Source organism: Cupriavidus sp. C2SS-8b, assembly GCF_057073745.1.
The window spans coordinates 521,798-547,441 of the sequence record NZ_CP172716.1; the positions used below are offsets into that span (position 1 = coordinate 521,798).

The following is a 25,644-nucleotide window of genomic DNA, read 5'->3' on the forward strand; positions in this document are numbered from 1 at the left end:
CATGTTCCATGCCCTACAAGATTCCTGAATCCGTGCTGGTCGTGATCTACACGCCAGATCTCCAAGTGCTGTTGCTGGAACGTGCCGACCGGCCGGGCTTCTGGCAGTCCGTGACCGGCAGCCTGGACACCCATGACGAGCCGCTGGCGCTGACCGCCGCGCGCGAAGTGTTCGAGGAGACCGGCATCATCGCCGGCGAGCACCAGCTCGCCGACTGGCAGCACACCATCCAGTACGAGATCTATCCGCAGTGGCGCCACCGGTATGAGGCCGGCGTCACGCGCAATACCGAACACTGGTTTGGCCTGTGCGTATCCGGGCCGCTGCCCGTGACGCTCGCGCCACGCGAGCACCTGCAATCGCGCTGGCTGCGATGGGAGGCGGCCGCGCAGCAGTGCTTCTCCAGCAGCAACGCGGAGGCGGTGCGCCAGCTTGCCTGGCGCGCCGCGGGCAGGCCTGCCGTCTGTGGAGCCGGTTGATGAAGCTGCGCGTGGTCACCTACAACATCCATAAGGGCGTGACCGGCATTTCGCGCCGCCCCCGAATCCAGAACGTGCGCGCAGGGCTGCAGGCCATGGACGCCGATATCGTGTTCCTGCAGGAGGTGCAGGACCGCAACGACCGTCTGGTCGCCGCAGCGCTGTTCGACCCTGAACACACGCAGCTGAACTACTTGGCCACGGATGCTTACCCGCACTCCGTGTATGGGCGCAACGCTGTCTACGAACACGGCCACCACGGCAACGCGATCCTGTCGCGGCATCCGATCCTGATGTCGGAGAACCTCGATATTTCCGATCACCGCTTCGAGCAGCGTGGGCTGTTGCACGCGGTGGCCGACGTGAACGGCAGGGAAGCCCACCTGATCTGCGTGCATTTCGGCCTGTTCGCGCGCAGCCGGGCGCGCCAGGCCGAGGCGCTGGTCGAGCGCGTGCGCAACGTGGTGCCGCCCTCGGCGCCGCTGGTGATCGCCGGCGATTTCAACGACTGGAACCACCGGCTCGACGCGCAGATCTGCAATACGCTTGGCGCGGTGGAAGCGTCTCACGCACGCGGCGCGCGCCTGCATACGTTTCCGAGCCATATGCCGTGGTGGCAACTCGACCGCATCTACGTGCGCGGCTTCGAGATCGAGCGGGCGCATGCCCTGACCGGGCGCGACTGGGCGCAGCGCTCGGACCACGTGCCGCTGGTGGCGGAGCTGGCTCAGCAGGCCGATGACGGCAGCGCGGCCGGCGGGAAGGCCGCCTAGCCGGGTTCGGCCTGGTCCAGCCGGCTGCGGATGAACTGGAAGATGGCGTCGGGATCGCCGAGGTCCAGCACCGGCAGGGACGTCATCTGCGCCACGGTTTCCGGCGCATCGGTGGCCACGGCAACCACGCCGGGCACCTCATCCCACAGGGGCGCACGCCCCAGCGATGGGCGAAACACTTCGAGCTTCGGGAAATCGCTGCGTTTGTAGCCTTCGACCAGGACCAGGTCGGTATCCGCCGGCAGCACGGCTAGCGCATCGTCGAGTTCCGGCGACGGGACATCCTCGGGGTAATGGCGCATCAGCGTCATGTGCCGCGCGCCGACCAGCACCACATTGCTGCAGCCGGACTCGCGCATGCGCCACGAATCCTTGCCCGGTGTATCGGGGTCGAAACCGTGGTGCGTGTGCTTGATGCCGTTGACCCGCATGCCGGCGGCGACGAAGCGCGGGATCAGCGCGTCGAGCAGCGTGGTCTTGCCGCTGCCCGACGAGCCGGTGATGCCGAATACCTTCACAGTGCTGTCCCTGGGTGCCTGAGTGCATCGACGATAGCAGAGATGCGCCGCACCATGTGCAGATGGCGCCTTGTGTCCCATAATCGCGTCATGTCACGGATATCCGACACCGACAAGCTGGCCGCCACGCGTGCCGCCGCCGTGGCGCAGGTTGCGGCGCGGGATGGCGACGCCGGCACCACGGCCGCGCCCGCAGGACGGCGGCGCCTGCTGCGCTGGGCCGGAAGGCATAGCAAGCCGGTGAGCGGCAACCAGGTACGCCTGCTGAGCGGGGGGCGCGATTTCTTCCCGGCGCTGATCGAGGCCATCGATGCCGCGGCCTTCCAGGTCATCGTCGAGACCTACATCTATGCCGACGACGACGTCGGCCGCGCCGTCAGCGACGCGCTGATCCGAGCGGTGGCGCGCGGCGTATCGGTACGGCTCACGGTGGACGGTTTCGGTGCCGGCGACATGTCCGCCGAGCTCGCGCAGCGTCTGCGCGACGGTGGCGTGCAACTGCGGGTCTACCGCGTCCTGAGCGGCTTTCGGTTGGCGCGCCGGCACCTGCGCCGCCTGCACCGCAAGCTGGCGGTGATTGACCGGCGCGTGGCGTTCGTGGGTGGCATCAACATCATCGACGACTACAATCACGGGCCGTTCGAGCACGAAGGGCTGGGGGCCCGCTACGACTTCGCCGTCGAAGTCAGCGGGCCGCTGGTGGACCGCATTGCACTGACGGCCGAACGGCTGTGGTGGCGGCTCTCCCTGCGCGGCGAATTGCACGGCGTCGGGCTGGCGGGCGCGGCGGCCGGCTACCCGCTCGTCACCGACCTGCCGCCACGGCGCGACACCGCGGGCGGCGTGCTGGCGGCGCTGCTGCTGCGCGACAATCTGCGCAACCGCCGCACCATCGAGCGCGAATACCTGCGCGCGCTGGGCGTGGCCCGTGACGACGTGATCCTGGCCAACGCGTATTTCCTGCCCGGCCACAAGATGCGGCGCGCGCTGCTCGCGTGCCGCGAGCGCGGCGTGCGGGTACGATTGCTGTTGCAGGGCAGGGTCGAATACCGTCTCCAGCATTTCGCCACGCATGCGCTCTATGCCAGCTTGCTGGACGCCGGGGTCGAGATCTACGAGTACGCCGAAAGCTTCCTGCACGCCAAGGTCGGCGTGGTCGATCAGTCGTGGGCCACGGTCGGGTCGAGCAATATGGATCCGTTCAGCCTGCTGCTCGCGCGCGAAGCCAACGTCTGCATTTATGATCCGGCCTTCGCCGCCGGCTTGCGTGCGGAACTGGAGCGGGCCATCGCCCAGCGCAGCGTGCGCGTCATGCCCGAAGCCCATGCACGCCGCTCCTCGGTGCGGCGCGTCGCGAACTGGGCGGCATACATGGTGTTGCGCCTTGGCGTCGTCATCGCCGGCGTGACCGGGCGCTACTGAGGCGCGCATGGCGTATTGCTTCGCAGCACGATACAGGCTGCGTGGCTTGAGGCAACAGGCGGCGCGATGATGTTGCAACGCAGTCTGTTTAGAAACGTGGGTCTAATTAAAAGCTTGATGGCAACGGGTCACGACAGAATAATCTGAACGACCGTTCTTTTTTGGCTTAGACTGCGTGCATTCGCGGCGAAAACCGGCATTTCTGCGGCCGCCGCATGCAATAAGCAACGTCAGGGTCATACGTGGCGCCCAGTGAAGGCGCCACAAGAACGGAGAATTAATTATGCGACACCAGTCAGCTCGTCTCGAATCCGCCACCGCTTCCCCCGCGCCGATGCGCAAGGGGGAAATGACGCGCGTGGCGATTCTGGATGCCGCACTGGAATTGTCGTCCCGCGACGGGCTCGAAGGTCTGACCATCGGGCTGTTGGCGGAACGCATGCAGATGAGCAAGAGCGGCGTCTTCGCGCATTTCGGTTCGCGCGAAGACCTGCAGGTGGAAGTTGTGCGCGAGTATCACCGGCGGTTCGAGCAGGAGGTTTTTTACCCTTCCCTGCATGAGCCGCGCGGGTTGCCTCGGCTGTGGTCGATGGTGCGCCGGTGGATGGAGAAGCGCATCCAGGAAGTGACGACGGGATGCATCTACATCAGCGGCGCGGTCGAGTACGACGACCGCGCGGAAAGTCTGGTGCGTGACGAGCTGGTCAAGAGCGTCAGCATCTGGCGATCGGCGCTGACGCGTGCCATCAGCCAGGCCAAGGAAGAGGGGCACCTGCGCGCGGACAGCGATCCGCGCCTGATGCTGTTCGAGATGTACAGCCTTGAACTGGGCCTGCATCACGACGCCCGCTTCCTGCGCCTGCCGGACAGCGCCGAGCTTGCCATGGTCGCGCTCAACAAACTGATTCAGTCTTACCGTACCTGAGGCTGTCGCGTACGGACCGTGTCACCCGCCTTGTCGGGCAGTGCACGGGCGGCGTGACGGCATCTTGAAACTCCAAGGAGCTTTTGATGGGCCAGTACACCGCACCGTTGCGCGACATGCAATTCGTCCTTCACGAACTGCTCGGCGCCGAAGCCGAACTCAAGGCGATGCCGCCGCACGCGGACATCGACGCGGACACCATCAACCAGGTCATCGAAGAGGCGGGCAAGTTCTGCTCGGACGTGGTGTTCCCGCTCAACCAGGTGGGCGACCGCGAAGGCTGCACCTACGTCGGCGACGGCGTGGTGAAGGCGCCGACCGGCTTCAAGGAAGCCTACCAGCAGTACGTGGAAGCCGGCTGGCCGGCGCTGGCCTGCGACCCGGCCTTCGGGGGGCAGGGCCTGCCGATCGTGGTCAACAACGTGCTGTACGAGATGCTGAACTCGGCCAGCCAGGCGTGGACAATGTACCCGGGCCTGTCGCACGGCGCCTATGAGGCGCTGCACGCGCACGGCACGCCGGCGTTGCAGCAGGCGTACCTGCCCAAGCTGGTGTCGGGCGTGTGGACCGGCACCATGTGCCTGACCGAGCCGCATTGCGGCACCGACTTGGGCATCCTGCGCACGAAAGCCGAACCGCAGGCCGATGGTTCCCACCTGCTGACCGGCACCAAGATCTTTATCTCCGCCGGCGAGCACGACCTGGCCGAGAACATCATCCACCTGGTGCTGGCGCGCCTGCCGGATGCGCCGCAGGGTACCAAGGGCATCTCGCTGTTCGTCGTGCCGAAGTTCATCCCCGACGCCAGCGGCAACCCGGGCGAGCGCAACGGCATCCAGTGCGGCTCGATCGAGCACAAGATGGGCATCCACGGCAATGCCACCTGCGTGATGAACCTCGATGGCGCGCGCGGCTGGCTTGTGGGCGAGGCCAACAAGGGCCTGAACGCCATGTTCGTGATGATGAATGCCGCGCGCCTGGGCGTGGGCGCGCAGGGTCTGGGCCTGACCGAAGTCGCGTACCAGAATTCGGTGGCCTACGCGAAGGACCGCCTGCAGATGCGCTCGCTGACCGGGGTGAAGGCACCGGACAAGCCGGCCGACCCGATCATCGTGCACCCGGACGTGCGCCGCATGCTGCTGACGCAGAAGGCCTATGCCGAAGGCGGCCGCGCGTTCAGCTACTGGACCGCGCTGCAGATCGACCGCGAGCTGTCGCACCCGGATGAAGCCGTGCGCAAGCAGGCCGGCGATCTGGTGGCGCTGCTGACGCCGGTGATCAAGGCCTTCCTGACCGACAACGCGTTCACCAGCACCAACGAAGGCATGCAGGTGTTCGGCGGCCACGGCTACATCTCCGAATGGGGCATGGAGCAGTACGTGCGCGACGCCCGCATCAACATGATCTACGAAGGCACCAACACCATCCAGGCGCTGGACCTGCTGGGCCGCAAGATCCTTGGCGACATGGGTGCGAAGATGAAGGCCTTCGGCAAGATCGTGCAGGCATTCGTCGAGGAAGAGGGCACCAACGAGGCCATGCAGGAGTTCGTCAATCCGCTGGCCGACCTTGGCGACAAGGTGCAGAAGCTGACCATGGAAATCGGCATGAAGGCCATGGGCAACGCCGACGAGGTGGGCGCCGCGGCGGTGCCGTACCTGCGCGTGGTGGGCCACCTGGTGTTCTCGTACTTCTGGGCCCGCATGGCGAAGATCGCGCTGGAGAAGGAAAGCAGTGGCGACAAGTTCTACGCTGCCAAGCTGGCGACGGCTCGTTTCTACTTCGCCAAGCTGTTGCCGGAAACGGCTGGCGAGATCCGCAAGGCGCGCGCCGGCTCGGCCACGCTGATGGCGCTGGACGCTGACTTGTTCTGATGCGCCGGGGGCATCTGCCCCCACTGGTTTGCTACCCCTCTCTCAGAGGGTGAGGGGAGCAAACCGTCAGCCCGCGAAACGCTTGAAAAATTCTTATCTCAACGCTCACTGACCTAGGAGCGCTCATGTCCAATTTCATCGTCAAGAAAGTCGCCGTGCTCGGCGCCGGCGTCATGGGGGCGCAGATCGCCGCCCATCTCGTCAATGCGCGCGTGCCGGTGGTACTGTTCGACCTGCCGGCCAAGGAAGGCCCCAAGAGCGGGATCGCGCTGCGTGCCATCGAGAACCTGAAGAAGCTGTCCCCCGCGCCGCTGGGCATCAAGGACGAGGCCGGCCTGATCCAGGCCGCCAACTACGAAGACGATATCGCCCTGCTCAAGGACTGCGACGTGGTGATCGAGGCGATCGCCGAGCGCATGGACTGGAAGCACGACCTGTACAAGAAGGTCGCGCCGCACCTTGGCGCGAATACCATCTTCGCGAGCAACACCTCGGGTTTGTCGATTACGGAACTGTCGGACGGCTTCGACGCCGACCTGAAGGCGCGCTTCTGCGGCGTGCACTTCTTCAACCCGCCCCGCTACATGCACCTGGTCGAGCTGATCCCGACCGCGACCACGCAGCCGGAAATCCTCGACAAGCTCGAAGCCTTCCTGACCACCACGCTCGGCAAGGGCGTGGTGCGTGCGAAAGACACGCCCAACTTCATCGCCAACCGCGTGGGCATCTTCTCAATCCTGGCGGTGTTCGCCGAGGCCGAGAAATTCGGTATCCCGTTCGACATCGTCGACGACCTGACCGGCTCGAAACTGGGCCGCGCCAAGTCGGCTACGTTCCGCACCGCCGACGTGGTGGGACTGGACACCATGGCCCACGTGATCAAGACCATGCAGGACAACCTGCATGAAGATCCGTTCGCGCCGGTCTACAAGACTCCGGCGGTGCTCAAAGGGCTTGTCGATGCAGGCGCACTCGGCCAGAAGACAGGCGCGGGCTTCTACAAGAAGGAAGGCAAGGCGATCAAGGTGCTCGACGCCAAAACCGGCCAGTATGTCGAATCGGGCAAGAAGGCCGAGGAGATCGTCGTGCGCATGCTCAAGAAGGCGCCGGCCGAGCGCATCAAGCTGCTGCGCGAATCGACCAATCCGCAGGCGCAGTTCCTGTGGTCGGTGTTCCGTGACGTGTTCCACTACATCGCGGTCTACCTCGAACAGATCGCCGGTTCGGCGGCCGATATCGATCTGGCGATCCGCTGGGGCTTCGGCTGGAACTCCGGTCCGTTCGAGGACTGGCAGGCGGCCGGCTGGAATCAGGTGGCCGAGTGGGTGAAGGAAGATATCGACGCCGGCAAGGCACTGTCCAAGGCACCGATGCCCGCGTGGGTGTTCGAAGGTCCCGTGGCCGAGAACCAGGGCGTGCATGCCGCGCAAGGTTCATGGGCACCGGCCACGCAGCAGTTCGTGGCGCGCAGCACGCTGCCGGTCTATCAGCGCCAGGTATTCCGCGCCGCGCTGGCGGGCACGGCCGCCGTGGATCCACGCAAGGCCGGCCGCACCGTCGAGGAGAACGACGCCGTGCGCATCTGGGTCGCCGAGGGCGAGGACGATGTGCTGGTGGTCTCGTTCAAGAGCAAGATGAACACGATCGGACCGGACGTGATCGACGGCCTGACGCGCGCAATCGATCTTGCCGAAGCCGAATACAAAGGCCTGGTCGTGTGGCAGCCGACTTCGCTGCAGCTGGGCGCGCCGGGCGGCCCGTTCTCCGCGGGCGCCAACCTGGAAGCCGCGATGCCGGCCTTCATGATGGGCGGCGCCAAGGGCATCGAGCCCTTCGTGAAGAAGTTCCAGGACGGCATGATGCGCGTGAAGTATTCCGCGGTGCCCGTGGTGTCGGCCGCATCGGGCATTGCACTCGGCGGCGGCTGCGAACTGATGCTGCATTCGGCGGCACGCGTGGCGGCGCTGGAAACCTATATCGGTCTGGTTGAAGTCGGCGTGGGCCTGGTGCCCGCCGGTGGTGGCCTGAAGGAAGCTGCGTTGGCGGCAGCGCGCGCTGCGCAGGCAGCCGGCAGCACCAATTACCTGCAGTTCCTGACCAATCGCTTCCAGAACGCGGCGATGGCCAAGGTGTCGGCTTCCGCGCTCGAAGCGCGCCAGATGGGCTACCTGCAGGCCTCGGACACGATCGTCTTCAACGTGCACGAACTGCTCCACGTGGCGCTGAACCAGGTGCGCGCGCTGGCCGATGCCGGCTATCGTGCGCCCCTGCCGGCATTGGTGCCGGTGGCCGGCCGCTCGGGCATTGCGACCATCAAGGCATCGCTGGTCAATATGCGCGACGGCGGCTTTATCTCCGCGCATGATTTCCTGATTGCCGCGCGCATTGCCGAAGTGGTGTGCGGCGGCGACGTCGAGGCCGGCTCGCTGGTGAGCGAGGAATGGCTGCTCGCGCTCGAGCGCAAGGCCTTCGTCGACCTGCTCGGCACCAGCAAGACGCAGGAACGCATCATGGGCATGCTGCAGACCGGCAAGCCCGTCCGCAACTAAGGCAGCGAGGAACCGACATCATGAAACAACTGCAAGACGCCTACATCGTTGCCGCGACCCGCACGCCGATCGGCAAGGCGCCGAAGGGCGCGTTCAAGAATACGCGCCCGGACGACTTGCTGGCGATGATCCTGAAGGCCGCCGTGGCGCAGGTGCCGTCGCTCGATCCGGCGCTGATCGAAGACGCTATCGTCGGCTGCGCGATTCCCGAAGCGCAGCAGGGCCTGAACGTGGCGCGCATCGGCGCGCTGCTGTCGGGCCTGCCGAACACCGTGGGCGGCATCACCGTCAACCGCTTCTGCGCCTCGGGCCTGAGCGCGGTGGCGATGGCCGCCGACCGCATCCGCGTGGGCGAGTCCGATGTGATGGTCGCCGCCGGCGTGGAATCGATGAGCATGGTGCCGATGATGGGCAACTCGCCGTCGATGTCGCCCGACATCTTCACGCGCGACGAGAACGTTGGTATCGCCTACGGCATGGGGCTCACGGCCGAGAAGGTCGCGCAGCAATGGCAGGTCAGCCGCGAGGACCAGGATGCGTTCTCGCTGGCCTCGCACCAGAAGGCCATCGCCGCGCAACAGGCCGGGGAGTTCAACGACGAAATCACGCCGATCGAGATCGTCGAGAAGTTCCCGAACCTGGCCAGCGGCGAAGTGAGCGTCAAGACGCGCACCATCGCGCTGGACGAAGGCCCGCGCCCGGATACCTCGCTCGAAGGCCTCGGCAAGCTGCGCCCGGTGTTTGCCAACAAGGGCAGCGTGACCGCCGGCAACAGCTCGCAGACGTCGGACGGCGCGGGCGCGCTGATCCTGGTGTCCGAGAAGATCCTGAAGCAATTCAACCTGGTGCCGCTCGCGCGCTTCGTGTCGTTCGCGGTGCGCGGCGTGCCGCCGCAGATCATGGGGATCGGTCCGAAGGAAGCGATTCCTGCGGCGCTGAAGGCGGCCGGGCTGACGCAGGACAAGATCGATTGGATCGAGTTGAATGAGGCCTTTGCCGCGCAGTCGCTGGCGGTCATGCGCGACCTGGAGCTTGATCCGGCCAGGGTCAATCGCATGGGCGGTGCCATTGCGCTGGGCCACCCGCTCGGCGCGACCGGTGCGATTCGCTCGGCCACCGTGGTGCATGCGCTGCGTCGCCATAACCTGAAGTACGGCATGGTGACCATGTGCGTGGGCACGGGCATGGGGGCAGCGGGGATCTTCGAGCGCGTCTGATGCGCCGCGGGCGTTGCTTCGGCGGCGCCCCATCCAGCCATTGCAGCTACGTATCACCACGAGAGGCATCCATGAGCATCAGCACCAGCATTGACCAGGGCATCCTGACGATCGAATTCGATCGTGCCGAGAAGAAGAACGCCATCACCGCATCGATGTACCAGGCTATGGCCGACGCGCTGCGCGCGGCCGAGTCAGACAGCGCGGTCCGCGTGATCCTGATCCGCGGCAAGGACGAGATCTTCACCGCCGGCAACGACCTGGAAGACTTCATGCAGCGCCCGCCGACAAGCGGTGAAGGCACGGAGCCGGCACCGGTGTTCCAGTTCCTGGACCAGATCAGCCACGCGAGCAAGCCGATCGTCGCGGCCGTCAGCGGTGCGGCCGTGGGTGTGGGCACCACGCTGCTGCTGCATTGCGATTTCGTCTATGCATCGGAAACGGCAAAGCTGTCGCTGCCGTTCACGCAGTTGGGCCTGTGCCCGGAGGCGGCATCGAGCCTGCTGCTGCCGCGGCTGCTCGGCTACCAGCGCGCCGCCGAGAAGCTGATGCTGGGCGAGCCGTTCGGCGCGCAGGAAGCGCACCAGCTTGGCCTTTTCACACGCGTGCTGCCGGTGGCGGAGTTGCACGACTTTGCACTGCAGCAGGCGCGCAAGCTCGCCGCGCTGCCGGCCTCGTCGCTGCGCGAGACCAAGCGGCTGATGAAGGGTAACGACGTGGCGGCCGTCGAGAAGAAGATGGCCGAGGAGGGCGAGGTGTTCCGGCGCATGCTGGTGGCACCGGAAGCGAAGGAGGCGTTCACGGCTTTCTTCGAGAAACGCAAGCCGGATTTTACGAAGTTCAGTTGAGCGGCTGAGGGCGTTTCCTCTACCGCCGGCTTGCTCCCCTCTCCCGCTTGCGGGAGAGGGGTTGGGGGAGACAACAATCGGCAGATGATTCTGCCGATCTTCTGCCTTACTCCGCCGGCAACACCCTCGGCTGACGGCTCTCATCCGTCGCCACATACGTCAGCGTGGCTTCCGTCACCTTGACGATCTCATTGCTGTGCCGCATGCGCTGCGCATAGACCTCAACCGCCACCGTGATCGAGGTGCGGCCGGTCTTCTCGATCTCGGCATAGAAGCTCACCAGGTCGCCGACAAACACGGGGTGCTTGAACAGGAAGGAATTCACGGCCACCGTGGCCACGCGGCCCTGGGCGCGCTCGACCGCGGGAATCGATCCGGCGATGTCCACCTGCGCCATGATCCAGCCGCCGAACACGTCGCCATGCACATTGGCATCGGCGGGCATCGGGACAACGCGAAGGGCGGGGCTCTTGCCGGCTGGCAGGGCGGGGACGGTATGGGGCGAGTTCATTGCGGGAGACCGGAAAGGGGAGGGAAGGCGGCAATCGCGCCGAGGGGACGCAGCCGGGAGGCGCCCTGCCGGCCGGCGCGATCTCTGCGACAATCGGCCATTAGTCTGAATTCTATCGTATGCGCAGCTATTCCACGACCGCGGAACCGCCCCCCGCAAAGCCCGCCACGCTGTTCCCCGGCCAACGTCAGCCGCGCAGCGACTGGCAGACCGTACGCAACCTGGTGCCCTATGTCTGGCACTACAAGTGGCGCGTGATGCTTGCGCTGGTCTGCCTGGTGGCGGCCAAGGTCGCCAACCTGGGCGTGCCGGTGCTGATGAAGCGGCTGATCGACAGCATGAACATCACCGCGGGCGACCCCCGTGCGCTGCTGGTGGTGCCGGTCGGGCTGATCGTGGCCTATGGCGTGCTGCGGCTCTCGTCGACGCTGTTCACCGAGTTGCGTGAAATCCTCTTTTCCAAGGTCACGCAAAGCGCGGTGCGCGAAATCGCGCTGCAGGTGTTCCGGCATCTGCATGCGCTGTCGCTGCGCTTTCACCTCGACCGGCAGACCGGCGGCATGAGCCGCGATATCGAGCGCGGCACGCGCGGCATCCAGTCGCTGATCTCGTACTCGCTGTACAGCATCCTGCCGACGCTGGTGGAGATGGCGCTGGTGCTCGGATTTTTCGTGCTGCACTACGACATCTGGTTTGCCGCCATCACGGGCTGCGCGCTGGTGGGCTACATCGTCTTCACCATCGTCGTGACCGAATGGCGCACGCATTTCCGCCGCAAGATGAACGAGCTCGATTCGCGCGCGAACCAGAAGGCGATCGATTCGCTGCTGAACTTCGAGACGGTCAAGTACTTCGGCAACGAGGAATACGAGACGCAGCGCTATGACGAGAACCTGCGCAATTACCGCACCGCGGCGATCCGTTCGCAGAACTCGCTCTCGTTCCTGAATTTCGGCCAGCAGACCATCATTGCGGCGGGGCTGATCCTGATCCTGTGGCGCGCCACCGTGGGCGTGGTGGCGGGCAAGCTGACGCTGGGCGACCTGGTGCTGGTCAACACGCTGATGATCCAGCTCTACATCCCGCTGAACTTCCTCGGCGTGATCTACCGCGAGATCAAGCAGGCCACCACCGACATGGACCGCATGTTCGTGCTGCTGGGCACGCACCAGGAGGTGGCCGACACTGCGGGCGCGCAGCCGCTGAGGGTGCAGGGCGCGGAAGTGCGCTTCCGCCATGTGCGCTTCGGCTATGAATCGAGCCGGGTGATTCTCGACGATGTCGATTTCACGATCGCCGCGGGCACCACCACGGCGGTGGTGGGACACAGCGGCTCGGGCAAGTCGACGCTCGCGCGCCTGCTGTTCCGCTTCTATGACGTCAGCGACGGCGCCATCCTGATCGACGGGCAGGACATGCGCGAGATCACTCAGGACAGCCTGCGCCGCTCGATCGGCATCGTGCCGCAGGATACGGTGCTGTTCAACGACAGCATCTTCTACAACATCGCCTATGGCCGGCCCGATGCCACGCATGACGAAGTCATCGCGGCGGCGCGCGCTGCACAGATCGACCAGTTCATCCGCGAACTGCCGCAGGGCTACGACACGCCCGTCGGCGAGCGCGGCCTCAAGCTGTCGGGCGGGGAAAAGCAGCGCGTGGCCATCGCACGGACGCTGCTGAAGAATCCGCCGATCCTGGTGTTCGACGAGGCAACCTCCGCGCTTGACTCGCGCACCGAGCAGGCCATCCAGGCGGAACTGATGCGGCTCGCGCAGAACCGCACCACGCTCCTGATCGCGCACCGCTTGTCCACCGTGGTTCATGCCGACCAGATCCTGGTGATGGACCATGGGCGCATCGTCGAGCGCGGCACCCACGCCGAGCTGATGCGCGCGGGCGGCCGCTATGCGGAGATGTGGGAAATCCAGGCGCGCAGTGCGGCACGCGGCGAGGCGGTACGGGACGAACTGGCGATCGACGTCGGCGACGCCACGCAGGACGCCTGAGCGCCGACACTACGCATAATCAAGCGGCAGCGCCGTGGTGTACTTGATCTGCTCCATCGCAAAGCTGGAGCTCACGTCGGCGAGTTCCGAGCCCTGGATCAGCTTCTTGTACACGCGGTCATAGGCGGCGATGTCCGGCACCACCACGCGCAGCAGGTAGTCGGTGTCGCCGGCCATGCGGTAGAACTCGGTCACTTCCGGAATCGAGGCCACCAGCGCATGGAACTGCTTGAGCCATTTGACGTTGTGCTGGCTCGTGCGGACCGAGACGAACACCGTCACGCCGGCATTCAGCTTTGCGGCATCGAGCAGCGCCACGCGCTTGCGGATCAGGCCGGCTTCCTCGAGCTTCTGGATGCGGCGCCAGCACGGCGTGGAAGTCAGCCCGACGCGTTCACCGATCTCGGCCACCGGCACCGTGGCGTCTTCCTGCAGGATGGCAAGAATCTGTTTGTCGTAGCGGTCCATCGGTGTATGCGTGTTCCCGTAAGTCGTGGCAGCCTTGGCGCCGCCACCGGGCGGCGTGTCAGGCGTCGATGGTGTCAACCAGCAGGTTGACGCCGGTGGAGATGTGGTCCTGGTCCACGCCGTACACATGCAGCGACACGGCAACGGTGTCGCTGGCATTGCCGAGCGCGTGGATGTGCTGCAGGCCTGCCGGCACGCTGAAGGTGGCGCCGGCACGGCGCTCGACGCTGCCGCTCTGCGCGGCGCGGCGGGTGGAAGGGTTCCACTGGTAGTGGCGCTCGCTCAGCGTGCCCTGCAGCACGCGGTAGGCGCACCAGGTGCGATGCCCATGCACCTGGCTCGACTGCCCGGGGCGCCAGACCAGCAGCATGGCCGAGAACCGCGCGAGCGGATCGGCATAGACCAGGTGGCGCGTGTAGGCGTGCGGGCTGCCCAGCAGCGCGCCGGGCGGCAGGCAGGCCAGCAGCGTGTCGGCGTCGGGCAGGCAGCTGTCGAGATGGCTGGCCACCATGCGGGCGCTGTGCGCGAAAGTGGCCTCCATGCTGAGCGCAAGCTGGCCCAGCGGGCCGGCGTGGACGGCGGGCGTGCTGCCTGCGGCGGCTGGACTGGGTGGCATGGCGGGCTCCGTGGCGTTCTTGGTATAGGGAAATCATAGGAGCGGCCCCGGAGCAAAGGCATGCATTCTGTCATCGGATGTGGTGAAGCCGTGCAATCAGATGCTAGCAATATACCAAGTGATAGAATGGCATTCCACTCCAGCCCATTTCCACGAAATAGGTTGCATGCCAGTGCCACCGGCGCCCGGGCCGGTGGATAATCCGCGTCATGGAAATCAAATGGCTTGAAGACTTCGTCAGCCTGGCCGAGACGCACAGCTTCTCGCGCTCGGCCGAACTGCGGCATGTCACCCAGCCGGCGTTTTCGCGCCGGATCCAATCGCTGGAGGCGTGGGTCGGTACGGAGCTGATCGACCGCTCCAGCTACCCGACCAGCCTGACCGCCGCCGGCAAGGTGTTCTACGAGCAGGCACTGGCGATGCTGGCGCAGGTCAGCGAGACGAGGGCGCTGATGCGCGGCCAGCGTTCATCGAACGCGCAGGTCCTGGAATTTGCCGTGCCGCACACGTTGTCGCTGACGTTCTTCCCGGAATGGCTCAAGGCGCTGGAGCGCAAGGTCGGCACGCTGCCGTGCCGGCTGCGCGCGCTCAACGTGCACGACGCGGTGCTGATGCTGGTGGAGGGCGGCTGCGACCTGGTGATGGTCTACCACCACGCGCGGCAGGCGATCCAGCTCGATCCATCACGCTATGACATGCTGGTGCTCGGCATGGAACGGCTGTCGCCCTACAGCGTGCCCGACGGCACGGGCAAGCCGCTGTACCGGCTGCCCGGCACGGACAAGAAGCCGGTGCCGTTCCTGAGCTACACGCCCAATGCCTTCCTCGGCCGCATGGTGGACATGCTGCTGGCCGATACCTCGGAAGAACTCAAGCTCGACAAATGCTACGAAACGGACATGGCCGAGGCGCTCAAGGTCATGGCGCTGTCTGGCCACGGCATGGCGTTCCTGCCCGAGAGCGCGGTGCGCGACGACGTGGCACAGGGCCGGCTGGTGCGGGCAGAGTCCGCGCGCGGGCTGCCGCTGTCGATCGACATGGAGATCAGGCTGTACCGCGAGCGTCCGGGTGAGAACGGCAATGACCGGCGGGCCACGGCGGCACGGAGGAAGCGGCAACTGGTGGATCAGGTGTGGTCGACGCTGGTGCCGGCGCAGGCCCCGGCTTAGCGACGGTTTGCTGCCCTCTCCCGCTTGCGGGAGAGGGAGCACGCTCGTGGTTTGCATCGGCCGACACTCAATTGATCATTGGTTGGAAAACGTTATGCGCGTTTTGCATGACCGGATGAGCAAACGGCATTGGATTCCGAACTGGCCCCACGCCTAAGCTTGCGGGCATTCTCCACCCCGGAACCCACCAGATGTCTTCCGCAGCACCGACTCAAATTGCTGGCCAAAAGCACGCACTGCCGTCCTACCTCAACGCCGACAATCTCGGCCCCTGGGGCATCTACCTGCAACAAGTCGACCGTGTCACGCCCTACCTGGGCTCGCTGGCACGCTGGGTTGAAACCCTCAAGCGCCCCAAGCGCGCGCTGATCGTCGACGTACCCATCGAGCTGGACAACGGCACCATCGCCCACTACGAGGGCTACCGCGTGCAGCACAACCTGTCGCGCGGCCCGGGCAAGGGCGGCGTGCGTTTCCACCAGGACGTGACGCTGTCGGAAGTGATGGCGCTGTCGGCGTGGATGTCGGTGAAGAACGCCGCGGTAAACGTGCCCTACGGCGGCGCCAAGGGCGGTATCCGGGTGGATCCGCGCACGCTGTCGCACGCCGAGCTGGAGCGCCTGACGCGCCGTTACACCAGCGAAATCAACATCATCATCGGGCCGAGCAAGGACATCCCGGCGCCGGACGTCAACACCAATGCCCAGGTGATGGCGTGGATGATGGATACCTACTCGATGAATTCCGGCAGCACGTCCACCGGCGTCGTGACCGGCAAGCCGATCTCGCTGGGCGGATCGCTCGGCCGCCACGAGGCGACCGGCCGCGGCGTGTTCGTGGTCGGCTCCGAGGCCGCGCGCAATATCGGCCTGGAGATCAAGGGGGCCCGCGTGGCGGTGCAGGGTTTCGGCAACGTCGGCGCGGTCGCCGCCAAGCTGTTCCAGGAAGCCGGCGCCAAGGTTGTGGCCGTGCAGGACCACCGCACCACGCTGTACAACCCGGCCGGCCTCGACGTGCCGGCGATGATGGAATACGCCTCGCACAGCGGCACGATCGAAGGCTACCAGGCCGAAGTCATCTCGTCGGAACAGTTCTGGCAGGTGGACTGCGACATCCTGATCCCGGCTGCGCTCGAAGGCCAGATCACGGCGCAGAACGCGCCCCATATCCAGGCCAAGCTGGTCATCGAAGGTGCAAACGGCCCCACCACGCCGCAGGCCGATGACATCCTGCGCGAGCGCAATATCCTGGTGGCTCCGGACGTCATCGCCAACGCCGGCGGCGTGACCGTGTCCTATTTCGAGTGGGTGCAGGACTTTTCGAGCTTCTTCTGGACCGAAGAGGAAATCAACCAGCGCCTGGTACGGATCATGCAAGAGGCATTCCGCGCGATCTGGCAGGTGGCGCAGGACAACAAGGTAACGCTGCGCACGGCCGCGTTTATCGTGGCCTGTTCGCGGATCCTGCAAGCGCGCGAAATGCGTGGCCTGTATCCCTGATGCGAACGCCGTTGCGCCGTGACTTTGACTGTTGCGGCGCAGCAACCTGGCAACCACCGCCTGACGCGGCCCGAGGATTTGTCCGAGGGCCGCGTTGTCGTATCCGGCAGCGAGTGCGCACCTATGCCGTGAATTCCACTTCTAGGAGTAAAACCCAGTTGTTTTGAGCGGGATGCTGCGCAATACTGTTTCATCTGTGGGACATTCGTCATTAGAATCCCGCCTTTCTCTCTTCATGGTCAAGGAGATGTTATGAAATTTGCCAAGTTGGCTTCCCTGATGCTGGCCGCTGGCCTGGTGTGCGGTACCGCACAGGCAGCCGAGCAACTGACGGGCACGCTGAAGAAGATCAAAGATACCGGTGTGATCACGCTTGGCGTGCGCGATTCGTCGATCCCGTTCAACTACAACCTCGGCGGCGTGCGTCAGGTCGGCTATTCCTACGATATCAACATGAAGATCGTGGAAGCCATCAAGGACCAGCTCAAGATGCCGAACCTGCAGGTGAAGGAAATCCCGATCACCTCGCAGAACCGCATCACGCTGCTGCAGAACGGCACCATCGACATCGAGTGCGGCTCGACCACCAACAACCTTGAGCGCCAGAAGCAGGTTGCCTTCACGGATTCCATCTTCATCATCGGCACGCGCATCATGGTGAAGAAGGATGGCGGCATCAAGGACTGGGCCGACCTGAAGGGCAAGAACGTGGTGACCACGGCCGGCACCACCTCCGAGCGCCTGCTGCGCAAGATGAACGATGACCAGAAGCTGGGCATGAACATCATCAGCACCAAGGACCATGGCCAGTCGTTCCTGACGCTGGAATCGGGCCGCGCGGTGGCATTCATGATGGACGACGCGCTGCTGTACGGCGAGCGCGCCAAGGCCAAGAACCCGGCCGACTGGATCGTGGTGGGCAAGCCGCAATCGCGCGAGGCCTATGGTTGCATGATCCGCAAGGACGACCCGCAGTTCAAGAAGGTTTCCGACAACGTGATCGCCGGCATGATGAAGGACGGCTCCATCAACACCCTGTACACCAAGTGGTTCATGCAGCCGGTGCCGCCGAAGGGGCTGAATCTCGATTTCCCGCTGTCGGACGACATGAAGGCGCTCATCAAGAACCCGAACGACAAGGCGCTCGACTGACCTGCTGAAATCAGGCGCGCGAAACGGAAGGCGAGTCCTTCCGTTTCTTTTTGAGGACGCATCATGAACTACAACTGGCATTGGGGAGTATTCCTCGAGCAGGCGGCCCAGAACGAGACCTACCTGGACTGGATGATTTCCGGGCTGAAGGTCACGGTCGCGCTCGGGCTATCGTCCTGGGTCATTGCGCTCGCCATCGGCTCCGTGCTGGGCGTGCTGCGCACCGTGCCCAACAAGTGGCTGTCGGGCATTGCCGCGGCCTATGTCGAGATCTTCCGCAACATTCCGCTGCTGGTGCAGCTGTTCATCTGGTACTTCGTCGGCCCCGAGCTGCTGCCCGGCGGCGAGGCCATCAAGCAGATGAACCCGTTCACCCAGCAGTTCCTGGCCGCCATGCTGTGCCTGGGCACCTTCACCGCGGCCCGGGTCTGCGAGCAGGTGCGCTCGGGCATCAATTCGCTGCCGCGCGGCCAGCGCAACGCGGGCCTGGCCATGGGTTTCACGCTGCCGCAGACCTATCGCTTCGTGCTGCTGCCGATGGCCTTCCGCGTCATCGTGCCGCCGCTGACGTCCGAGTTCCTGAACATCTTCAAGAACTCGGCGGTGGCGTCGACGATCGGCCTGCTCGAACTGGCGGCGCAGGGGCGGCAGCTGGTGGACTACACCGCGCGCCCGTATGAGTCGTTCATCGCGGTGACGGTGATGTACGCGGTCATCAATATCGTCGTCATGCTGATCATGCGCTGGGTCGAGGCCCGCAGCCGCGTGCCCGGTTTCATCGGCAGCAAGTAAGGGGGCGCCATGGCATACGAATTTGATTTCAGTTCCATCACCCCGGCCACGCTCGATGTGCTGGGCGAGGGCATGCTGGTCTCGCTCAAGATCACGGTTACGGCCATCTTGGTGGGTATCGTCTGGGGCACGATCCTGGCGATGATGCGGCTGTCGTCCATCAAGCCGTTCAACTGGTTTGCGCAGGGGTACGTGACCATCTTCCGCTCCATCCCGCTGGTGATGGTGCTGTTGTGGTTCTTCCTGATTATTCCGCAGCTGCTGCAGAGCGCCTTCAACCTGTCGCCGGCATCGGACCTGCGCATGACATCCGCGCTGATCGCGTTCTCGCTGTTCGAGGCGGCGTACTACTCGGAGATCATCCGGGCGGGTATCCAGAGCGTTTCGCGCGGGCAGATGTTCGCCGCGCAGGCGCTCGGTATGACCTACGCACAGACCATGAAGCTGGTGATCCTGCCGCAGGCGTTCCGCAACATGGTGCCGCTGCTGCTGACGCAGGGCATTATCCTGTTCCAGGATACGTCGCTGGTTTACGTGAGCGCGCTGGCCGATTTCTTTGGCCAGGCCTACGGCGTTGGCGAGCGTGATGGCCGCATCGTGGAAATGCTGCTGTTCGCCGGCCTTGTGTATTTTGTTATCTGCTATTCCGTTTCGCTGATGGTCAAGCGTTACCAGAAAAAGGTGGCCCTATGATTGAAATCAACAATGTTTCCAAGTGGTATGGCTCCTTCCAGGTGCTGACCGACTGCACCACCAGGGTTGCCAAGGGCGAGGTCGTGGTGGTTTGCGGGCCGTCGGGCTCGGGCAAGTCGACGCTGATCAAGACTGTCAACGCGCTGGAGCCGTTCCAGAAGGGCGATATCCTGGTGGACGGCACCTCGGTCGGCGACCCGAAGACCAACCTGCCCAAGCTGCGTTCGCGCGTGGGCATGGTGTTCCAGAACTTCGAGCTGTTCCCGCACCTGTCGATCACCGAAAACCTGACCATCGCGCAGATGAAGGTGCTTGGCCGCTCGAAGGAAGAGGCTACGGCCAAGGGCCTGAAGTACCTGGAGCGCGTGGGCCTGAAGAGCCAGGCAGCCAAGTACCCGGGCCAGCTCTCGGGCGGCCAGCAGCAGCGCGTGGCGATCGCGCGCGCGCTGTCGATGGACCCGATCTGCATGCTGTTCGATGAACCGACTTCGGCGCTGGACCCGGAGATGGTCAACGAAGTGCTGGACGTGATGGTGCAGCTTGCGCAGGAAGGCATGACCATGATGTGCGTGACCCACGAAATGGGCTTCGCACGCAAGGTGGCCAATCGCGTGATCTTCATGGACGCGGGCAAGATCGTCGAGGACTGCGCCAAGGAAGAGTTCTTCGGCAATATCGAGCAGCGCTCGGATCGCGCGAAGCAATTCCTGTCGAAGATCCTGCAGCACTGAGCCTGCGCTGAGCCTTAGCACGCCGCAACAAGAAAGGGACGCCATGGCGTCCCTTTCTTGTTGGCTGATCTGTCCGGCGTCCGGCGTCAGGTGCAGGCCGTATTGGCCGCGTTCTTCGCCTGCACTTCGGGTGGGATCGGCACGGACAGCGTCATCTCCGGGCGTCCGTCGATGAACATGATCAGCTCGCCCGGCTCGAAGCGCGTCCAGGTCTCGTTGTCGGTCAGCGGCTGGGTGGCGATCACCGCGACCCGGTCATCCTGCGTGGTGACTTGGGCGAAGTCGATCGACAGGTCGGCGTCGATCAGGTGCGCGGTGGAAAACGGCCATTGCCGCACGATGTAGTACAGGCGCGTCGAGCAGTGCGCGAACAAGGCCTGCCCGTTGCACAGCAGGTAGTTGAAGACGCCGTGCGTGGTGATCTCGCGGGTGATGTCCGCCAGCGCATGGCACAACTCGTTCAGCGGCGGCTGCGATCCCGGGAAGCGCTTGCGCAGCCCCTGCATCAGCGTGCAGAAGGCGAGTTCGCTGTCGGTGTCGCCCACGGGCTGGTAGACGCCGGACAGGAACGGCGCGAAGTTCAGCAGGTCGCCGTTGTGCGCGAAGATCCAGTGCCGGCCCCACAGCTCGCGCATGAACGGGTGGCAGTTCTCGAGCAGCACCGTGCCTTGCGTGGCCTTGCGGATGTGGGAGATGACGTTCTTGGACTTGATCGGGTAGCGCTTGATCAGGTCCGCGACGGGCGAGGTGCCGGCCGACTGGTTATCGATGAAGAGCCGGCAGGCCTTGTCTTCGAAGAACGCCACGCCGAAGCCGTCGGAGTGGTGATCGGTCACGCCGCCGCGGGCGGCGAAACCGGTGAAGGAGAACGTCACGTCGGTCGGCGTGGCGCAATTCATGCCTAGCAGCTGGCACATGGCGGGGCACCGGGGCGGCAGGGGGCTGCCGCTTTGCAATAGAATGCAGACATTATCCAACGCCCCCGGGCCGCTGCCAAGCGCATGCCCCAAGGGTGCCTCCGGCCATCCCGCAACACGCCTCCCGACCGCTATGAGCCAATACAAGATTGCCGTGATTCCCGGAGACGGAATCGGCACGGAAGTGATCCCCGAAGGCATTCGCGTCATGGACGCCGCCGCGCGCAAGTTCGGCATCGACTTCCAGTTCGACCACTTCGATTTCTCCAGCTGCGACTACTACGCCCGCCACGGCAAGATGCTGCCGGACGATTGGTTCGACACGCTTGTGAAATACGACGCGATCTACTTTGGCGCCGTCGGCTGGCCCGATGCAGTGCCCGACCACGTGTCGCTGTGGGGCTCGCTGCTGCAGTTCCGCCGTTCGTTCGACCAGTACGTGAACCTGCGGCCGGTGCGGCTGATGCCTGGCATCAAGAGCCCGCTGGCTGACCGGAAGCCCGGCGATATCGATTTCTACGTGGTGCGCGAGAACACCGAGGGCGAGTATTCGAGCATCGGCGGCCGCATGTTTCCGAATACCGAGCGCGAGATCGTCATGCAGGAAACGGTGATGAGCCGGGTCGGCGTCGACCGCATCCTGAGATTCGCGTTTGAACTGGCGCAGAAGCGTCCGAAGCGGCACCTGACCTCGGCGACCAAGTCCAACGGCATCTCGATCACGATGCCTTACTGGGACGAGCGCGTCGAGGCGATGGCGGCGAACTACCCTGGCCTGAAGGTCGACAAGTACCACATCGATATCCTGACCGCGCACTTCGTCCAGCATCCCGACTGGTTCGACGTGGTCGTGGCGAGCAACCTGTTTGGTGACATCCTGTCCGACCTGGGCCCCGCGTGCACCGGCACCATCGGCATCGCGCCGTCGGGCAATATCAACCCGGACCGCACGTATCCGAGCCTGTTCGAGCCGGTGCACGGCTCCGCGCCGGATATCGCCGGGCGCGGCGTGGCCAACCCGATCGGCCAGATCTGGTGTGGCGCCATGATGCTGGAGCACCTTGGCCATGACGAGGCCGGCGCGGCGGTGCTGGGCGCGATCGAGAAGGTGCTGGCCGCCGGGCCCGAACACGCGCCGCTGACGCGCGATATCGGCGGCAAGGCCGGTACGGCGGACCTCGGCCGCGCGATCGCGGAGGCACTGTGATGGCGGCGGGCGGTTTCAAGGGCGATCCGCGCGCGCTGCTGCTGGAGACGTTCCAGACTGCGGTTGCGGCTGCCGATCCGCTCAAGATCGTGGCCGTGCACCTGCCGCCGCCGCAGGCTGGCAGCCGCACGCTGGTTGTCGGCGCGGGCAAGGCCGCGGCGTCGATGGCGATGGCAGTGGAGCAGGCCTATGCCGGCAAGACGCAGATCGAGGGACTGGTGATCACGCGCTACGCGCATGGGCTGCCGACCGACCATGTGCGCGTGATCGAGGCCGGGCATCCGGTGCCGGATGAGTCGGGCGAACAGGGCGCGGCCGAGATCCTGGCCCGCGTGTCGGCGCTGACGCCGCAAGACCGCCTGCTGGTGCTGGTGTCCGGCGGCGGCTCGAGCCTGCTGTCGCTGCCGGCCGAAGGCATTCCGATCGCGGACCTCAAGGCGACGACGAAGGAACTGCTCCGTTGTGGCGCGCCGATCACCGAGATGAATATCGTGCGCAAGCATATCTCGCGTATCCAGGGCGGTCGGCTTGCGCAGGCCAGCCAGGCGCCGGTGACCACGCTGATCGTCTCGGATGTGGCTGGAGATGACCCCAGCGCGATTGCGTCAGGGCCGACCGTGGCAGACCCGAGCACGTTTGCCGATGCGCTTGATATCCTGCGGCGCTATGGCGCCACCGTTCCGGCGAGCGTGCAGTCGCACCTGGAGCGCGGCGCCTGCGGGGAGATCCCGGAAACGCCGAAGCCCGGCGATCCGCTGTTCGGGCGCGTCGACAACCGCATGATCGCCACCGCGCATGGCAGCCTGCAGGCCGCCGCGGCGCAGTTCCGCGAACGCGGCATCACCCCGGTGATCCTCGGCGACACGGTGACCGGCGAGGCGCAGGAGGTCGCGCGGGTCTATGCCGCGCTGGTGCGCGAAATTCGCGCGTACAATGCGCCGTTCGCCCCGCCCGTGGCGCTGATCTCGGGCGGTGAATGCACGGTCACATTGCCGGCCGGCGGCGGCAGCGGCAAGGCAAGGGGCGGGCGCTGCTCGGAATTCCTGCTGTCGCTGGCGATCGAACTGGCAGGCATGGAAGGCGTGCACGCCATCGCGGCCGATACCGACGGCATCGACGGTTCCGAGGACAATGCGGGCGCGCTCGCGGACCCAACCACTCTGGCACGTGCCGAGGCGGCTGGCGTGCCGGCGCGTCGCCAGCTCGATGCACACGACGCCTGGGGCCTGTTCGATGCCATCGGCGACCTGGTCGTGACCGGCCCCACGCGCACCAATGTGAACGATTACCGCGCCATCCTGATTCTCTAACTTCCAGACCGCCTGCCGCACTCGCGGCGGCAGGCCCAGCAAGCCATGACCCAGAAGCTCACCATTACCCGCCCGGACGACTGGCATCTGCACCTGCGCGACGGCGCCGCCCTGGCCGCCGTGCTGCCCGATACCGCGCGCCAGTTCGGCCGCGCCATCATCATGCCGAACCTGAAGCCGCCCGTGACCACGGTGGAGCAGGCGCAGGCCTATCGCGCCCGCATCCTGGCCGCGCTGCCGGCCGGCATGAGCTTCGAGCCGCTGATGACGCTGTACCTGACCGACAACACCCCGGCCGAGGAAATCGTCGCGGCCAAGGCGAGCGGCTTCGTGCACGGCGTCAAGCTGTACCCGGCCGGTGCCACCACCAACAGCGATGCCGGCGTCACCGACATCCGCCGTTGCGCGGCCGCGCTCGAGGCGATGCAGCGCGCAGGCATGCCGCTGCTGGTGCACGGGGAGGTGACCGATGGCGATATCGACATCTTCGACCGCGAAGCCGTCTTCATCGACCGCGTCATGACGCCGCTGCGCCGTGATTTCCCGGAACTGAAGGTGGTGTTCGAACACATCACCACGAAGGACGCGGCCCAGTACGTGCGCGATGCCAGCGGCCCGGTGGGTGCGACCATCACGGCGCACCACTTGCTGTACAACCGCAACGCCATCTTCACCGGCGGCATCCGCCCGCACTATTACTGCCTGCCGGTGCTCAAGCGCGAGATCCACCGCGAGGCGCTGGTCGCCGCCGCGACGTCCGGCAGCGAGCGCTTCTTCCTGGGCACCGACAGCGCCCCGCACGCGCGCGGGCTGAAGGAACATGCCTGCGGCTGCGCCGGCTGCTACACCGCGCTGCACGCGATGGAACTCTATGCCGAAGCATTCGATGCCGCTGGCGCGCTCGACAAGCTGGAAGCGTTCTCCAGCTTCAATGGCCCGGCGTTCTACGGCCTGCCGCGCAATACCGGCACGCTGACGCTGGAGCGTGAAGACTGGGAACTGCCGGCCGAGCTGCCGTATGGCGATGCCACGCTGGTGCCGCTGCGCGCAGGCGAAACGCTGCGCTGGAAGGCGCGCTGAAGCGCAAGGCATTGAGCGCAGTCACATCAGCGGCGAACCTGGCGTTCGCCGCTTCTCTTTCGGCGATCGACTGGACGCGGCCGTGGTTCCAGCCATTCGCAGCCATCGGCGCGGGCCTGGCCGGCGTCGTGGCGGATGGTGCCTCCTTGCACGCGAGCCTGAACGAGCAGGCAGTCCGGGCGGAGTTGCGCAATATCCGCGACCTCCCGCTGAGTTTCATCGCGCAAGAGGCGTTGCCGGCCGGTACCGCCTATGAAGCACATATCCACGCCACCGGCGCGGTGCCGACCCGCGACAACCTCCACGATTTCTTCAACGCGCTGATCTGGCTGCATTTTCCGCGGGCCAAGGCACGGCTCAATGCGATCCAGGCCGAGGTGATCGGATGCGCGGGAGTCAAGGCCGGCCGTGGCGGCGTGCGGGATGCCGCAACGCTGTTCGACGAGAACGCCGTACTGTTCCTCAGCGCTGACGCCGGCCTGGAGGCGGCGCTGCGCGGGTTTGGGTGGCAGGAGTTGTTCGTCGGGCGCAGGGAAGACTGGGGCCGCCATTGCACGGTGGTGCCGTTCGGACACGCACTGCTCGAAAAGCTGGTGGATCCGTACAAAGCTGTCACGGCCCATGCCTGGCCGCTGGCGCTGCCGGCGGCAGCGGCCGGATCGCCCATGCTCGATGATGCGTTGGCCGTGTCATTGTGCACGGCGGCCGACGCCGGCACACTGCGCGGCGGTCGAAGCTTCGCGCCGCTGCCCGTCATGGGCATTCCCGGCTGGTGCGATGCCAATGCCGATGCGACGTTCTACGCGGACACGACGGTTTTCCGGCCGGGCCGGCGACAGTCGATCGTGGACTGACCGGCGGCCCGCAATGGTGTTAGACTTCGGG

24 protein-coding genes are annotated in these 25,644 nt (G+C 65.4%); 19 read left to right on the forward strand and 5 right to left on the reverse strand.

What is annotated here, in order from left to right:
• Positions 1-8: 8 nt before the first annotated feature.
• Positions 9-479, forward strand: a complete 471-nt coding sequence (gene nudB / locus ACIGJB_RS02380; protein WP_483731227.1) for a dihydroneopterin triphosphate diphosphatase — start codon at positions 9-11, stop codon at positions 477-479.
• Complete coding sequence (locus tag ACIGJB_RS02385) at positions 479-1,252, forward strand: endonuclease/exonuclease/phosphatase family protein (RefSeq protein ID WP_483731228.1); 774 nt, start codon at positions 479-481, stop codon at positions 1,250-1,252. Before nudB ends, ACIGJB_RS02385 begins: the two co-directional genes overlap by 1 nt.
• On the opposite strand, the gene mobB is transcribed toward ACIGJB_RS02385, so the two are convergent.
• The gene (gene mobB / locus ACIGJB_RS02390; RefSeq protein ID WP_483731229.1) at positions 1,249-1,770 is read right to left on the reverse strand and encodes a molybdopterin-guanine dinucleotide biosynthesis protein B; all 522 of its coding nucleotides are present in this window, start codon (positions 1,768-1,770) and stop codon (positions 1,249-1,251) included. The two genes, ACIGJB_RS02385 and mobB, sit on opposite strands and share 4 nt — an antisense overlap.
• 90 nt (positions 1,771-1,860) lie before the next feature.
• Here mobB and clsB point away from each other — a divergent pair, with 90 nt between their 5' ends.
• The 6 genes from clsB (at position 1,861) to ACIGJB_RS02420 (ending at position 10,605) form a co-directional block, all read left to right on the forward strand.
• Entirely contained in the window at positions 1,861-3,192 is a 1,332-nt protein-coding gene (gene clsB, locus ACIGJB_RS02395; protein WP_483731230.1) for a cardiolipin synthase ClsB, read from the forward strand.
• Positions 3,193-3,526: 334 nt separating this feature from the next.
• On the forward strand, positions 3,527-4,117 hold the full coding sequence (locus ACIGJB_RS02400) for a TetR/AcrR family transcriptional regulator (protein ID WP_211948946.1): 591 nt from the start codon (positions 3,527-3,529) through the stop codon (positions 4,115-4,117).
• A gap of 86 nt (positions 4,118-4,203) precedes the next feature.
• Positions 4,204-5,991 (forward strand): acyl-CoA dehydrogenase C-terminal domain-containing protein, encoded by a 1,788-nt coding sequence (locus ACIGJB_RS02405; protein ID WP_483731231.1) that lies wholly within the window; start codon positions 4,204-4,206, stop codon positions 5,989-5,991.
• A 125-nt stretch (positions 5,992-6,116) separates the two neighbouring features.
• Positions 6,117-8,540, forward strand: coding sequence for a 3-hydroxyacyl-CoA dehydrogenase/enoyl-CoA hydratase family protein (locus ACIGJB_RS02410; RefSeq protein WP_483731232.1), 2,424 nt, complete (start codon positions 6,117-6,119; stop codon positions 8,538-8,540).
• 17 nt (positions 8,541-8,557) lie between these two features.
• A complete protein-coding gene (locus tag ACIGJB_RS02415; protein ID WP_483732239.1) occupies positions 8,558-9,757 on the forward strand; it encodes an acetyl-CoA C-acyltransferase in 1,200 nt (399 codons plus the stop codon).
• Positions 9,758-9,828: 71 nt separating this feature from the next.
• Positions 9,829-10,605, forward strand: coding sequence for an enoyl-CoA hydratase (locus ACIGJB_RS02420; RefSeq protein WP_483731233.1), 777 nt, complete (start codon positions 9,829-9,831; stop codon positions 10,603-10,605).
• Between the two features lie 106 nt (positions 10,606-10,711).
• Here ACIGJB_RS02420 and ACIGJB_RS02425 read toward each other — a convergent pair whose 3' ends face one another.
• The gene (locus ACIGJB_RS02425) at positions 10,712-11,116 is read right to left on the reverse strand and encodes an acyl-CoA thioesterase (RefSeq protein ID WP_483731234.1); all 405 of its coding nucleotides are present in this window, start codon (positions 11,114-11,116) and stop codon (positions 10,712-10,714) included.
• Between the two features lie 119 nt (positions 11,117-11,235).
• Here ACIGJB_RS02425 and ACIGJB_RS02430 point away from each other — a divergent pair, with 119 nt between their 5' ends.
• Positions 11,236-13,125, forward strand: a complete 1,890-nt coding sequence (locus ACIGJB_RS02430) for an ABCB family ABC transporter ATP-binding protein/permease (RefSeq protein WP_483731235.1) — start codon at positions 11,236-11,238, stop codon at positions 13,123-13,125.
• Positions 13,126-13,134: 9 nt separating this feature from the next.
• Here ACIGJB_RS02430 and ACIGJB_RS02435 read toward each other — a convergent pair whose 3' ends face one another.
• Positions 13,135-13,593 (reverse strand): Lrp/AsnC family transcriptional regulator, encoded by a 459-nt coding sequence (locus ACIGJB_RS02435; protein WP_483731236.1) that lies wholly within the window; start codon positions 13,591-13,593, stop codon positions 13,135-13,137.
• A 58-nt stretch (positions 13,594-13,651) separates the two neighbouring features.
• The gene (locus ACIGJB_RS02440) at positions 13,652-14,209 is read right to left on the reverse strand and encodes a cysteine dioxygenase family protein (RefSeq protein WP_483731237.1); all 558 of its coding nucleotides are present in this window, start codon (positions 14,207-14,209) and stop codon (positions 13,652-13,654) included.
• 209 nt (positions 14,210-14,418) lie between these two features.
• On the opposite strand from ACIGJB_RS02440, the gene ACIGJB_RS02445 reads away from it, so the two are divergent.
• From ACIGJB_RS02445 to ACIGJB_RS02470, 6 genes are all read left to right on the forward strand, one after another.
• Complete coding sequence (locus tag ACIGJB_RS02445; RefSeq protein WP_483731238.1) at positions 14,419-15,378, forward strand: LysR family transcriptional regulator; 960 nt, start codon at positions 14,419-14,421, stop codon at positions 15,376-15,378.
• 191 nt (positions 15,379-15,569) lie between these two features.
• The gene (locus ACIGJB_RS02450) at positions 15,570-16,877 is read left to right on the forward strand and encodes a Glu/Leu/Phe/Val family dehydrogenase (RefSeq protein ID WP_483731239.1); all 1,308 of its coding nucleotides are present in this window, start codon (positions 15,570-15,572) and stop codon (positions 16,875-16,877) included.
• A 252-nt stretch (positions 16,878-17,129) separates the two neighbouring features.
• Entirely contained in the window at positions 17,130-18,029 is a 900-nt protein-coding gene (locus ACIGJB_RS02455; RefSeq protein WP_483731240.1) for a glutamate/aspartate ABC transporter substrate-binding protein, read from the forward strand.
• A gap of 63 nt (positions 18,030-18,092) precedes the next feature.
• A complete protein-coding gene (locus ACIGJB_RS02460; RefSeq protein WP_483731241.1) occupies positions 18,093-18,821 on the forward strand; it encodes an amino acid ABC transporter permease in 729 nt (242 codons plus the stop codon).
• 9 nt (positions 18,822-18,830) lie between these two features.
• Positions 18,831-19,514 (forward strand): glutamate/aspartate ABC transporter permease GltK, encoded by a 684-nt coding sequence (gene gltK, locus ACIGJB_RS02465; RefSeq protein ID WP_483731242.1) that lies wholly within the window; start codon positions 18,831-18,833, stop codon positions 19,512-19,514.
• Positions 19,511-20,245 (forward strand): amino acid ABC transporter ATP-binding protein, encoded by a 735-nt coding sequence (locus tag ACIGJB_RS02470; protein WP_483710438.1) that lies wholly within the window; start codon positions 19,511-19,513, stop codon positions 20,243-20,245. Before gltK ends, ACIGJB_RS02470 begins: the two co-directional genes overlap by 4 nt.
• An 86-nt stretch (positions 20,246-20,331) precedes the next feature.
• On the opposite strand, the gene ACIGJB_RS02475 is transcribed toward ACIGJB_RS02470, so the two are convergent.
• Positions 20,332-21,162, reverse strand: a complete 831-nt coding sequence (locus ACIGJB_RS02475) for a class II glutamine amidotransferase (protein WP_483710439.1) — start codon at positions 21,160-21,162, stop codon at positions 20,332-20,334.
• A 133-nt stretch (positions 21,163-21,295) separates the two neighbouring features.
• Here ACIGJB_RS02475 and ACIGJB_RS02480 point away from each other — a divergent pair, with 133 nt between their 5' ends.
• Genes ACIGJB_RS02480 through ACIGJB_RS02495 form a run of 4 tightly spaced genes read left to right on the forward strand, consistent with a single transcriptional unit; the run spans position 21,296 to position 25,613 of the window.
• A complete protein-coding gene (locus tag ACIGJB_RS02480; protein WP_483731243.1) occupies positions 21,296-22,369 on the forward strand; it encodes a tartrate dehydrogenase in 1,074 nt (357 codons plus the stop codon).
• The gene (locus tag ACIGJB_RS02485) at positions 22,369-23,679 is read left to right on the forward strand and encodes a glycerate kinase type-2 family protein (RefSeq protein WP_483731244.1); all 1,311 of its coding nucleotides are present in this window, start codon (positions 22,369-22,371) and stop codon (positions 23,677-23,679) included. The genes ACIGJB_RS02480 and ACIGJB_RS02485 overlap by 1 nt, the downstream gene beginning before the upstream one ends.
• A 45-nt stretch (positions 23,680-23,724) precedes the next feature.
• Positions 23,725-24,759, forward strand: a complete 1,035-nt coding sequence (gene pyrC / locus ACIGJB_RS02490) for a dihydroorotase (RefSeq protein WP_483731245.1) — start codon at positions 23,725-23,727, stop codon at positions 24,757-24,759.
• Positions 24,760-24,770: 11 nt separating this feature from the next.
• Positions 24,771-25,613 carry a DUF3025 domain-containing protein gene (locus ACIGJB_RS02495; protein ID WP_483731246.1) on the forward strand — a complete coding sequence of 281 codons (843 nt, stop codon included), beginning with the start codon at positions 24,771-24,773 and terminating at the stop codon, positions 25,611-25,613.
• Positions 25,614-25,644: the final 31 nt, after the last annotated feature.